The sequence below is a fragment of the Bradyrhizobium sp. 44 genome (assembly GCF_023073095.1).
Lineage (GTDB): Bacteria > Pseudomonadota > Alphaproteobacteria > Rhizobiales > Xanthobacteraceae > Bradyrhizobium.
Genome location: NZ_JADPIY010000014.1, coordinates 471672 through 484593, shown reverse-complemented (window position 1 = coordinate 484593; position 12922 = coordinate 471672). Strand labels below are relative to the sequence as shown.

Sequence of the window (12922 nt, the reverse complement as noted above, 5' to 3'; positions counted from 1 at the left end):
CAATGAATTCGCGCTCCAAGCCTGCAGTTAAGAAGTCCGCCATCAGCAAGCCCGCTCTTCGCAAGCCGAACACCAAGACAGCCAAGGCAAAACCCTCCAAGCGTTCACCCGCCAAGTCTTCGCTTGCCAAGCCTTCACCCGCAAAGCCTGCGAGCAAGACCGGCAAGCTTCCGGAGTGGAACCTCGCCGACCTCTATTCCGGGATCGATGCACCGGAAGTGGCGCGCGATCTCGCAAAGATGGATGCCGATTGCGTCGCGTTCGAGACGGACTACAAGGGCAAGCTCGCAACAGGAACAGCAAAGGAAGATGGCGGAAAATGGCTCGCTGAAGCCGTGCGACGCTATGAGGCGATCGACGACCTCGCCGGCCGGCTCGGCTCGTACGCTGGCCTCGTTCATGCCGGCGACAGCGTAGACCCCATGATTTCAAAGTTTTACGGCGACGTTTCCGAGCGCCTGACGGCGGCATCGACACATCTGCTGTTCTTCGCGCTCGAGCTCAATCGCATCGATGACGATATTTTGAACCGCGCGATGCAGGCCACCGAGCTCGCGCACTACCGTCCCTGGATCGAGGATCTGCGCAAGGAGAAGCCGTACCAGCTCGACGACAAGCTCGAGCAGCTCTTCCTGGAGAAGGCGCAGACCGGCTATTCCGCCTTCAACCGGCTGTTCGACCAGACCATCTCGGGCTTGCGCTTCAAGGTCGGGCCCAAGGATCTCGCGATCGAGCCAACGCTCAATCTGTTGCAGGACCGCGACGGCGCCAAGCGCAAGACCGCGGCAGAGGCGCTCGCAAAGACTTTCAAGGCCAATGAGCGCACCTTTGCGCTGATCACGAATACCCTGGCCAAGGACAAGGACATCTCCGACAGCTGGCGCGGCTTCAAGGACGTCGCGGATTCCCGGCATCTGAATAACCGCGTCGAGCGCGAGGTGGTGGATGCGCTGGTCGCCTCGGTCCGCGCGGCCTATCCAAAATTGTCGCATCGCTACTACGCGCTGAAGGCACGCTGGTTCGGCAGGAAGCGCCTGGCCTATTGGGACCGCAACGCGCCGCTGCCCTTTGCTGCGACCGACGTGATCGGCTGGGGCGACGCGCGAAACATGGTGCTCACCGCCTATCGCGGCTTCTCGCCAAAGATGGCTGACATCGCCGAGCGCTTCTTCACCGACCGCTGGATCGACGCGCCGGTGCGCCCGGGCAAGGCGCCGGGGGCCTTCTCGCATCCGACCACGCCGTCCGCGCACCCCTACGTGCTGATGAACTACCAGGGCAAGCCACGCGACGTGATGACGCTCGCCCATGAGCTCGGCCACGGCGTGCACCAGGTGCTGGCGGCCAGGAACGGCGCATTGATGGCGCCGACGCCGCTGACGCTGGCGGAGACCGCGAGCGTGTTCGGCGAGATGCTGACCTTCCGGCGGCTGCTGGCGCAGACCAGGAGCGCAAAGCAGCGCCAGGCGTTGCTCGCCGGCAAGGTCGAGGACATGATCAACACCGTGGTGCGGCAGATCGCGTTCTATTCCTTCGAGCGCGCGGTCCACACCGAGCGCAAGAACGGCGAGCTCACCGCGACGCGGCTCGGCGAGATCTGGCTCTCTGTGCAGGGCGAGAGCCTGGGGCCGGCAATCGAAATCAAAGCGGGCTACGAGAACTACTGGATGTACATCCCGCACTTCATCCATTCTCCGTTCTACGTCTACGCCTATGCGTTCGGCGATTGTCTCGTGAACTCGCTCTACGCCGTCTACGAGAATGCGGCCGAGGGATTCGCTGAACGTTATCTCGACATGCTCGCCGCCGGCGGCACCAAGCATTATTCCGAACTGCTGCGGCCGTTCGGGCTCGATGCCAAGGATCCAAAGTTCTGGGACGGCGGCCTGAGCGTCATCGCCGGTATGATCGACGAACTGGAAGCGATGGGCTGAGGGCAGGCGCCGTCGACGCTACGTCGGAGCGGCGCGGATGGGACCTCGCGAAGGGTCCGTCAACGGAAGCGGGTCTCCGACGGAACTGTAGCGGCCAATTCGGCCACCTCGCAGCCGCAGCATGCCAGGCTGGTGGCCTCGAAATGCTTCCGGAGGAGTTGAACGTTCGCCTGCGCCCGTAGACTAATCTTCTGCGTACTAATTCTTTCGATGCAATTTTTGATTGATTATGCGAGGCGCTGGGGAGGCGGACGTGGCCAGCGAAAGCGATCGTCGGCAGACGGAAGTCTTTGAGCCGAACTTGACGGCGGCAAACGATGAAACGGGGTGGTCCACCCAGTTCAGCCGGATCATCGAGACCGAATTCGCGGCCATCAACAGCCGGCGCGCGGCGTTGGAAGCCGACCGCATCAAGGGGCTCGACGCAGGCCCTCGCGAGGGTTCCTCGCCCGATTCCGGGAAACCTTTCGTTCCCGTCATCCCGGCAAAGCGCGACGTCAACGACGTCGTCGGGCTCGCGCTGTCCGGCGGCGGCATCCGGTCGTCCGCCATATGTCTTGGCGTATTGCAGGCCCTCAATCATTACGAACTGATCAAGCGCATCGACTATCTGTCGACGGTCTCTGGCGGCGGCTATATCGGCAGCTCGCTCAGCGCGACGATGACCGCGGCGAACAGGTTCGTCTTTGGCGAGCAGCCGCTTCCCGGCTCGACTGACCGTGCAAGCGAAATCAGCGACACGCAGGCCGTGGGCCATATCAGGAACTATTCCAACTATCTGATTCCGGCCGGTGCGCGCGACCTGCTGACCGGCATTGCCATCGTCGTCCGCGGGCTTGTCGCCAATGTTGGCTTCGCGCTGCCGGTGGTTCTTCTGCTCGTTGCGCTGACAATCTTCTCGAATCCGGCAAGGTCGTGCCTCTATGCGCCCAATCTGTTCGGGGTCAACGTTCTTGACGGACAAGTCTTTTCCTTCATCGGCAATTATCCGGTCATAAAGACGTTCGGATTCTCTCTGGCCGGTGCCTTTCTCGCGGTTGTCTTTCTGATCGTCGGCGTGATTCATCGCATGATTTGGCCGGTCAATCGCCGCGAGCTCTTTACTTATCTCGTCGGCATCTCGCTCGTCATGGGCCTGATCTGCAACGCCGCGCACTACTTTCCGATCGCGCATTTTGCGCTCACGCTTTCCGCGACGCTGTTGGGCCTCTTGCTGTTCCTGCTGTGGGCGCTGCGGCGCTCGTTCCTGCCGGACGATCGTCTCCAGGAGTTCCGTGGCCATTTGCCGACCATGGGTGCGACCTATCTGGTGCTGGTCGGTGCGATCGCCTTCTTCGAATTCCAGCCCTTCATGATTGCGCAGATGTTTGGCGTGGCCGAGGGGAGCGGGACCGATCAGGCGGCGGGACTGGTTGCCGGTGTTGTGGTTGGGTGGATCAAGTCACTTGCGGCGGTCGCCACGCCGATTGCAGCTCTCGTGACGGTGTTCCGGCAGCAGCTGGGTGGTCTTTTGAAGGGCGCAGGTGCGTCGGATCTAACCTCCCGCATCCTTGCCTATGTCGCCAAGGCGGCAGTCTGGATCGCAGGGTTGGCGCTGCCGCTGCTGATCTGGATCGGCTATCTCTATCTTTGCTTCTGGGGCATCGCGAACGACAAGGCGGTTGGCGCCAATAGCCGGCAGTGCGATGTAAGCGGTTGGAGCGCGGATCCCATGACCGCGCCGGTCGAAGCAGCGCCCGCCAGCCTGTCCGGCAAGGTTCAGTTCAACTCGGAAGCCAAAACACTGTCGGCCGAGATTGCCAGCAAGGACGGCGCAATCGTTGCGGCTCCGGCGAAGGTCGACGTGGCCTCGCACATTCCGCATTGGCTGCTGGCCGCAGCGAAGCCGTTCGGCGATCCCAATCCCGACCATTGGTCGATGACGCTGCTCGGCTATTACAGGATTTCCAACAACATCAACCTGCCGATGGGGGTATTGTATTTTACCGTCGCGCTCGTCTTGTTGATCGTATCGCTCATCATGCGGCCGAATGCCAATTCGTTGCACAGGCTCTATCGCGACCGGCTGAGCAAGGCCTTTCTTTTCCGCCCCGACATGCCCAAAAGGCGTATGGCCAAGGACGTCCCGAGCCTCGATCAGGGGCGCGATTTCCCCGAACTCGACCTCAAGCTGAGCGATTTGTGCCCGAGAGAGACCGCACAGGACGGGACAAGGACCTATCAGCTGGCGGCGCCCTACCATCTGATCAATGCCGCGCTCAACATCCAAGGCTCGGATTATGCCAACCGGCGCGGCCGCAATGCGGATTTCTTTCTGTTCTCGCCGGTATGGTCCGGCAGCGAAGCGACCGGCTATTGCGACACCGCCAAGCTCGAGCAAAAAGAAAGCGGGCTCGATCTTGCGACCGCGATGGCCATTTCAGGAGCCGCCGCCTCGTCCAATATGGGATCGAACTCGATCAGGCCGCTGACGCCGACGCTCGCGCTCTTGAATGTACGGCTCGGCTATTGGCTGAAGAATCCACAATATGTCGACGATCAGGAGCGGCCGCAGCATCGCTCGACGCTGTATCTATGGTCGGAAATCTCGGGCCGGCTCTACGAGAATGCGGACGCGGTCTACTTGACCGACGGGGGGCATATCGAGAATCTCGGCGTCTACGAATTGTTGCGCCGGCGCTGCAAGGTGATCATCGCGGTCGATGCGGAGGCCGATGCGCCGATGAATTTCGGCTCCCTGATGACGTTGCAGCGTTACGCCCGCATCGATCTCGGCGTCCGGATCAACCTGCCATGGCAACCTATTCGCGATCGCACGCGCGCGCTGATGGCGCGCAATGCCGACCGGAAGACCGAGTTGACGGCGCAGGACAAGGCGGACGACGCTTCGCAGGATCACGTCCACGTCGCCATCGGCGTCATCGATTACGGCGCCGAGCAGAACGGCTATCTCATCTACATCAAATCCTCGCTCACCGGCGACGAGAACGACTACATCTGCGACTTTGCCCGACGCAACGACACCTTCCCGCATGAAGCGACGGGCGATCAGTTCTTCTCGGAGGAACAGTTCGAGGTCTACCGCGCGCTCGGTTTCCACATGACCCATGGTTTCCTCAACGGCGAGCTTCCGGTGTCCGTCGGCTCGGGAACAGGACGACGGACCACGAACTTCACCAAGGGAGGAGATCCGGTGGTCGACGCGGTCCGCGAGGCGCTCGGCCTTCCGGCGTTGCCGCGACAGGCCGCCACCGCCACGGGCACCATGATCGATCAGGGCTGACCGGCGCTCGCGCCGAGCTGTCCCGCCAATCGGAATTCCAAATGACCTGATTTGCCGGGAAACCGCGCCTGCCTGCCGTTGCCCTGCCCGAAAGTTTGCGGTATCCCAGCCATGAAATTCGACTTTCGACTGGGGACAATTCATGGCCGACCATAGCGAAGTGGCGTACAGCACCGCCGACGGCAACGACTACGTTGCCCACGAGCAGACCTACGAGGGCTTCATCAAGCTGGTGAAGTACGGCACGGTCTCGGTCGCGCTTATCGTGATCCTGATGGCGATCTTCCTGACCTGATCCACCGCCTGCAGCACCGCCAGCGTCGTCGGTGCCCATAAAATTTGCAATCAAGCCGGATTGAAAACCGGTATCCAACGTTGCGGGAGTAACGCTAAGTTCGCGTGCGCGCTCTTTCCCGCGTCGCCGGAGGGCCTATGAAGATCGCCGTTGCCAAGGAAATCGATCCGTCGGAGCCGCGGGTCGCCGCTTCGCCGGATACGGTGAAGAAGTTCAAGGCGTTAGGCGCCGAGATCGCCATCGAGCCGGGCGCCGGCCTCAAGTCGGGTCTGCCGGACTCCGAATTCACCGCCGTGGGCGCCACCGTCAGCGCCGACGCGCTGAAGGACGCCGACATCATCATCAAGGTGAAGCGCCCCGAAGCGTCCGAGTTGGCGCAGTACAAGCGCGGCGCGCTCGTCATCGCCATCATGGACCCCTATGGCAACGAGGCCGCGCTGAAGACGATCGCCGATGCCGGCGTCTCCGCCTTCGCGATGGAATTGATGCCGCGCATCACGCGCGCGCAGGTGATGGACGTGCTGTCCTCGCAGGCTAACCTCGCCGGCTACCGCGCCGTGATCGAGGGCGCCGAGGCCTTCGGACGCGCCTTCCCGATGATGATGACCGCGGCCGGCACGGTGCCCGCCGCCAAAGTGTTCGTGATGGGCGTCGGCGTCGCCGGCCTCCAGGCGATCGCGACCGCGCGCCGTCTCGGCGCCGTCGTCACCGCAACCGACGTCCGGCCCGCCACCAAGGAGCAGGTCGAATCGCTCGGTGCAAAATTCCTCGCCGTCGAGGACGAGGAATTCAAGAACGCGCAGACCGCCGGCGGCTACGCCAAGGAAATGTCCAAGGAGTACCAGGCCAAGCAGGCCGCGCTCACCGCCGAGCACATCAAGAAGCAGGACATCGTGATCACCACCGCGCTGATTCCGGGCCGGCCTGCGCCGAGGCTCGTCACGGCCGACATGGTCAAGTCGATGAAGCCGGGATCGGTGCTGGTCGATCTCGCTGTCGAGCGCGGCGGCAATGTCGAAGGCGTCAAGGCGGGCGAGGTCGCCGAGGTCGATGGCATCAAGATCGTCGGCTATACCAACGTCGCCGGCCGCGTCGCGGCGTCGGCCTCCAGCCTCTACGCGCGCAATTTGTTCAACTTCATCGAGACGATGGTCGACAAGACCAGCAAGGCGCTGGCCGTGAACTGGGACGACGAACTCGTCAAGGCGACCGCGCTGACCAGGGACGGCGCCGTCATCCACCCGAACTTCCAGCCGAAAGCGTAAGGAGAGCCGTCATGGAGCATATCGCACAAGTCGTCGATCCCTTCGTCTTCCGGCTGTCGATCTTCGTTCTCGCCGTCTTCGTCGGGTATTTCGTGGTGTGGTCGGTGACCCCGGCGCTGCATACGCCGCTGATGAGCGTGACCAATGCGATCTCCTCGGTGATCGTGGTCGGAGCGCTGCTCGCTGTCGGCGTCGGCATGATCTCGAGCGGCTCAGGCTGGGCGCGCGGCTTCGGCTTCATCGCGCTCATTTTCGCCTGCGTGAATATCTTCGGCGGCTTCCTTGTCACCCAGCGCATGCTGGCGATGTACAAGAAGAAAGTGAAGTGAGCGGCGTGCACCTCGGGGTGACAAAGGCAAAGGGGACCTGAGATGAACGCCAATCTGGCTGCAGTTCTGTATCTCGTGGCGGGTGTGCTGTTCATCCTGTCACTGCGCGGGCTGTCCAGCCCCGCCTCATCGCGGCAGGGCAATTTCTTCGGCATGATCGGCATGGCGATCGCGGTCGCCACCACGCTGGCCAGCCATCCGCCGGCGGACGGCCTCGCCTGGATCCTCGTGATCCTTGGCATCGCGATCGGCGGCAGCGTCGGCGCGGTGATCGCGCGCCGCGTGCCGATGACCTCGATGCCGGAACTGGTCGCCGCGTTCCATTCGTTGGTCGGCATGGCCGCGGTGCTGGTCGCCGCCGGTGCGTTCTATGCGCCGGAGGCCTTCGACATCGGCAGCCCCGGCAACATCCATCCGCAGAGCCTGGTCGAGATGTCGCTCGGCGTCGCCATCGGCGCGCTGACCTTCACCGGCTCGGTGATCGCGTTCCTGAAGCTGTCCGCGCGGATGAGCGGTGCGCCGATCATCCTGCCGTTCCGCCACTTCATCAACATCGCACTCGCCATCGCCCTCGTCGTCTTCATCGTCGGACTGGTGATGTCGGGCAGCGCGCTCGACTTCTGGCTGATCGTCATCATCGCGCTGGCCCTCGGCGTGCTCATGATCATCCCGATCGGCGGCGCCGACATGCCGGTCGTCATTTCGATGCTGAACTCGTACTCGGGCTGGGCCGCGGCCGGCATCGGCTTCACGCTCGGCAACTCCGCGCTGATCATCACCGGCGCGCTGGTGGGATCGAGCGGCGCGATCCTGTCCTACATCATGTGCCACGCGATGAACCGCTCCTTCATCTCGGTCATCCTCGGCGGCTTCGGCGGCGAGACCGCGGCGGCGGGCGGTGGCGGCGGCGAGCAGAAGCCGGCCAAGCTCGGCTCGGCCGACGACGCCGCCTTCATCATGAAGAACGCGCAGAAGGTCATCATCGTGCCCGGCTACGGCATGGCGGTGGCGCAGGCCCAGCATGCGCTACGTGAAATGGGCGACATCCTGAAGAAGGAAGGCGTCGAGGTGAAATACGCCATTCACCCGGTCGCCGGCCGCATGCCCGGCCACATGAACGTGCTGCTGGCCGAAGCCAACGTGCCCTATGACGAGGTGTTCGAGCTCGAGGACATCAACTCTGAATTCGCGCAGGCCGACATTGCTTTCGTGATCGGCGCCAACGACGTCACCAATCCGGCGGCCGAAGAGGACAAGACCTCGCCGATCTACGGCATGCCCGTGCTCCAGGTCTGGAAGGCCGGAACCGTGATGTTCATCAAGCGCTCGCTCGCCTCGGGCTATGCCGGCATCGACAATCCGCTGTTCTATCGCGACAACACCATGATGCTGCTCGGCGACGCCAAGAAGGTCACCGAGAACATCGTCAAGGCGATGTAACGCGGAGACAAACCGACCATTGCGAATGCGACGCGCGAGCAGCGCGTCGCATGGTACGCCGCTCAGCAGGTGGCGTGCGGGCGCCTCAACGTTCCGGGGCGCCTCGGGCGGTGTCATGAAATTGCTGCGGAGCTGCTGCAAAGCCCTGAACGGGGGCCGGGCCGCGTCATCATGACCATCGTCAAGTGGATCGCCATCCTGCTCGTGACCGTCTATTTCGCCGGTCTCCTCGTGCTGTATGTCAGGCAGCGCGAGATGCTGTTTCCGATCCCGCCCGTCGGCCGCACCGCGCCGGACGCCGCAGGCCTCCCTGAGGCCGAAGAGCACGTCCTGACCACCTCCGATGGCGAGAAGGTCATCGTCTGGCACGTGCCGGCGAAGCAAGGCCGTCCCGTGATCCTGTATTTTCCGGGCAATGGCGATTATCTCGCCGGTCGCGTCAGCCGCCTCAAGGCCATGACGGCGGACGGCACCGGCCTCGTCGCGCTGTCCTATCGCGGCTATGCCGGCTCAAGCGGGGCGCCGAGTGAGGCCGGCCTGCTGCGCGATGCCGCGGCTGCCTACGCCTTCACCACTGCGCGCTACGCAGCGGAGCGAATCGTCGCCTGGGGCTTTTCACTCGGGACCGGCGTGGCGGTCGCGGTCGCCTCGGAGCATCGTGTTGGAAAACTCATCCTGGAAGCGCCCTATACATCGACGGCCGATATTGCAGCTTCATCGTTCTGGTACGTTCCGGTGCGTCTGCTGATGCGCGATCCATTTCATTCCGACGAGCGCATCCCGCGCGTCACTGTGCCGCTATTGGTGATGCATGGCACCGATGACCTTGCCATTTCCATCGTGTTCGGAGAGCGTCTGTTCGTGCTCGCGCATGAACCGAAACAGTTCGTTCGCTTTGCGGGCGGCGGACACGATAATCTCGATGCGTTCGGTGCGATTGAAACGGCGAGGCGCTTCATTGCTTTCTAGACGACTTTTCGTTCGGCGCGGGAGCGGGTTCATCGCCGCGATCCTCGTCGTGTTGTTGCCACAGCACGCATGGGCGGCGACCGGGCTCGACGGCGCGGTGATGGGCTGGCCCTATGCGCTGCCCTTTGCCGGCCTGCTGCTGTCGATCGCGCTCGGGCCGCTGCTGTTTGCAAAAGTCTGGCACCACCATTACGGCAAGATCGCCGCGGCCTGGTCGCTGCTGGCACTCGCCTCGCTCGTCATCCTTGCCGGGAGCATGGCGACGTTGGCCGCCCTCGTTCACGCCATGCTCGCCGAATATCTCGGCTTCATCGTGCTGCTGTTCTCGCTCTATGTCGTGGCTGGCGGCATTCTCGTGACGGGCGACATCAAGGCGACGCCGGCATCAAATGCCGGCATCCTCGCGCTCGGTACGGTGATGGCGAGCGTAGTCGGCACCACGGGGGCGGCCATGATCCTGATCCGCCCTCTGATCCGCGCCAACCGGCCGCGGCGCTACAACGCCCATGTCGTCATCTTCTTCATCATCCTGGTCGCCAATGTCGGCGGCGCGCTGAGCCCGCTCGGCGATCCCCCGCTGTTCGTCGGCTTCCTGCATGGCGTCGACTTCTTCTGGACCACGCGGACCATCTGGCTGCAGACGGCGATCGTTGCCGGACTGCTGCTCGCGATCTTCGTTGTCATCGACGTCTGGCGCTTCCGCAGCGAACCCTTGCCCGGTGCTGTCGGCGCCGCGAAGCCGGTCCGCATCCGCGGCCTCGTCAACCTGGTGCTGATCGCGGCCGTCGTCGCGAGCCTGCTGGGCTCGGCGATGTGGAAGCCCGGCATCGCCTTCGACGTTCTCGGAACCAGGCTGGAGCTGGAAGACATCGTCCGCAACGCGGCGCTGCTGGCCATAGCGGCCCTGTCGGTGTGGTTGACGCCGGACGAGCACAGGCAGGCCAACGGCTTCACCTGGGAGCCGATCCGCGAAGTCGCGAAGCTGTTCGCCGGCATTTTTATCGCGATCATCCCGGTCATCGCCATGCTGGATGCCGGCCATCACGGCGCGTTCGCCTGGCTGTTGTCGGCCGTGACAGGGCCGGACGGCACGCCGCGCGAGGTTGCCTATTTCTGGTTCACCGGTCTGATGTCGGCGTTTCTCGACAATGCGCCGACCTATCTGTTGTTCTTCGAGCTCGCCGGCGGCGACCCGCAGGTGCTGATGCATGAGCTCTCGGGCACGCTCGCTTCCATCTCCATGGGCGCAGTCTACATGGGCGCGCTCACCTATATCGGCAATGCGCCGAATTTCATGGTGAGCAGCATCGCAAGCGAGAACGGGATCGAGATGCCGAGCTTCTTCGGTTATTTCGTGCGCGCCAGCGCGGTGCTGATCCCGCTGTTCGTGCTGCTGACGCTGCTGCCGTTCGCTCCGATCCTGCGCTGGCATTGAATCTGCCGCCCGATTTGCTACTGCTCGACTGAGACAATTGGAGCCGATGGATAAGCGCGCACAATCCGATGCCTCGGTCGGCCTGGATCTTTCCGGCGCTGGCCGTGCGAGGCGCATCTGTCGGGCCGGACCTTGGTGCTCAGTGTCGTGCTGCTGCTGATTGCGCTGCTGGCGGTCGTGTTGCTGTCCAAGAAATTCTCGCTGGTGGTCGATGCCGTCGCGGCCAGGATCGGTGCGCCGCCTGCCTTTGCCGGACTTCTGGTCGCGCTCCTGATCCTGCTGCCGGAAGGCGTCGCGGCCGTCTCGGCGGTCCGCAAGAACGACCTCCAGAAGAGCATCAACCTCGCGCTCGGCTCGTCGCTGGCCACCATCGGGCTGACTATCCCGGCGGTCGGTGTCGCCCCCTATGCGCTCGACAAGGAACTCACGCGCGGCCTCAGCGGCCAGGGCAGCGTGCTTTTGCTCCTGACCTTCTTCCTGAGCATGCTGACCTTCGGTACGAGCAGGACCAATGTCCTGTTCGGGCTGGTCCATATGGTGGTATTTGCCGTCTATGTGTTCATGGTTTTCGTGCCTGAACCGGTTTTCCGGATGATGCCCCAGGAGAGTTCCGATGATTGCCGCCGAGTCCGAGGTTCAGATCGACAATGACCAGGTTCGGGTGACCGAGTGGCGGCTCGCGCCAAACAGCGCCACCGGCCATCACACCCACGGCATGGACTACGTCATTGTTCCCGTGGTCGCAGGGGAAATGACCATCGTGGCACCCAATGGCGAGCGGTCCAAAGCACAGCTTGCGGCCGGGAAATCCTATTTTCGCAAGGCCGGCGTTCAGCACGACGTGCTTAACGAAACCGCAACCGAGATCGTGTTCCTTGAGGTCGAGCTGAAGCCGTAATTCCGGCGTACCCCTTTGCCATTGATCTGTCGCAGTTGATCCCTCACTATGCCTCAAAGTTCCCGCATCAGATCGCGCGGGGAGTGGCCGGAATGCTGAAATACATTGCTAAAATCTCGATGGACATCTTCCCCTCGGTGCTCGCAACGATCATCGGGGCGTACATCGTTAATCATTACATCAACGCCAAGCCGGCGGCGGATGCACCCGCGGCCGTGACGACGCCCGCCGAGGCTGGCAAGAACGGCAAGCCCGCCGATGTGGCCAACCTCCCCGCGCCCGGCGTCAAGGCCAAGGGCATTTCCGAGAAGAAGGTGACGGACAAGCCGGCGGCCGAGAAGACTGCCGATCAGCCGGGTGCTGAGCCCAAGACCACTGAGAAGTCGATGGCGGACGTGGCACCGGCCGAGGCCGCGCCGCGCGGCAAGCCGTCAGCGCGCGAGAAGGCGGTTGCCAAGTCCACCCCGGCCGTCAGTGCACCCGCTCCCGCCACCCCGGTGGTGGAGGCCAATTCGGCGCCGGCTGCTGCCGCGCCGGCCGCAACCCCCGACGCCAACGATCTCGTGCGCGCCGCGATCGAGCGCCTGCGCAAGTCGCCTGAGAGCAAAGCGGCTGAGGCCAAAGCTTCCGACACAAAGGCTTCCGACAACAAGTCTTCCGAGACCAAGTCTTCCGAGACCAAGTCGCCCGAGAAGATTCAGGAGCCTGCGGTGCGTGAAGCCGCCCGCACCCCGGAGGCCCCGCGTATCATTCCCGTGGATACGTCATCGGTGCGTCCGTTGCCGCCGCCGATCACGGTCTCGACACCCGCAGCCGAGGCCTATGGCAATGGCGGCTCGTCGCAGGCGAGCCCGCCCTACACGGCCTCGGTTGGCGACGAGAACCCGAATCGGCTGACGCCCCCGGCTGATATTCCGGTCCCGATGATCGCGCCCCCGCTCGATCTGCGCGCCGATGCCGGCGCGTCCATGCCGCGGCCGAAGACCAATGTCGCCGACGACATGCTGTCGGGCGTCAAGTCCATGTTCCATTCCGTTCTGCCGAAGAGTGTCACCCCGGATTAAGACGGCGCCT

At 63.4% G+C, this 12922-nt stretch carries 10 protein-coding genes and 1 pseudogene; all 11 read left to right on the top strand.

Features of this window, described 5'->3' with window-relative positions:
* The first annotated feature begins 2 nt into the window (after positions 1-2).
* Positions 3-1934: a M3 family oligoendopeptidase gene (locus IVB41_RS13190; RefSeq protein ID WP_247431709.1), complete on the top strand. Its 1932-nt coding sequence runs from the start codon at positions 3-5 to the stop codon at positions 1932-1934.
* 253 nt (positions 1935-2187) lie between these two features.
* Positions 2188-5217, top strand: a complete 3030-nt coding sequence (locus tag IVB41_RS13185; protein WP_247431706.1) for a patatin-like phospholipase family protein — start codon at positions 2188-2190, stop codon at positions 5215-5217.
* 142 nt (positions 5218-5359) lie between these two features.
* A complete protein-coding gene (locus IVB41_RS13180; RefSeq protein WP_007596280.1) occupies positions 5360-5512 on the top strand; it encodes an aa3-type cytochrome c oxidase subunit IV in 153 nt (50 codons plus the stop codon).
* 137 nt (positions 5513-5649) lie between these two features.
* Positions 5650-6777, top strand: a complete 1128-nt coding sequence (locus IVB41_RS13175; protein WP_247431701.1) for a Re/Si-specific NAD(P)(+) transhydrogenase subunit alpha — start codon at positions 5650-5652, stop codon at positions 6775-6777.
* An 11-nt stretch (positions 6778-6788) separates the two neighbouring features.
* Entirely contained in the window at positions 6789-7106 is a 318-nt protein-coding gene (locus IVB41_RS13170; RefSeq protein WP_007596278.1) for a proton-translocating transhydrogenase family protein, read from the top strand.
* 42 nt (positions 7107-7148) lie between these two features.
* Positions 7149-8546, top strand: a complete 1398-nt coding sequence (locus IVB41_RS13165; protein ID WP_247287601.1) for an NAD(P)(+) transhydrogenase (Re/Si-specific) subunit beta — start codon at positions 7149-7151, stop codon at positions 8544-8546.
* Positions 8547-8717: 171 nt separating this feature from the next.
* Positions 8718-9515, top strand: coding sequence for an alpha/beta hydrolase (locus IVB41_RS13160; RefSeq protein ID WP_027570358.1), 798 nt, complete (start codon positions 8718-8720; stop codon positions 9513-9515).
* Positions 9469-10950 (top strand): sodium:proton antiporter, encoded by a 1482-nt coding sequence (locus tag IVB41_RS13155; RefSeq protein WP_247358272.1) that lies wholly within the window; start codon positions 9469-9471, stop codon positions 10948-10950. The genes IVB41_RS13160 and IVB41_RS13155 overlap by 47 nt, the downstream gene beginning before the upstream one ends.
* Positions 10951-11061: 111 nt before the next feature.
* Positions 11062-11526: pseudogene (locus IVB41_RS13150) on the top strand (ionic transporter y4hA); the annotation flags it as partial.
* Between the two features lie 37 nt (positions 11527-11563).
* Positions 11564-11848, top strand: coding sequence for a cupin domain-containing protein (locus tag IVB41_RS13145; RefSeq protein ID WP_027570360.1), 285 nt, complete (start codon positions 11564-11566; stop codon positions 11846-11848).
* A 92-nt stretch (positions 11849-11940) separates the two neighbouring features.
* Positions 11941-12912, top strand: a complete 972-nt coding sequence (locus IVB41_RS13140) for a hypothetical protein (RefSeq protein WP_247431698.1) — start codon at positions 11941-11943, stop codon at positions 12910-12912.
* Positions 12913-12922 lie beyond the last annotated feature (10 nt).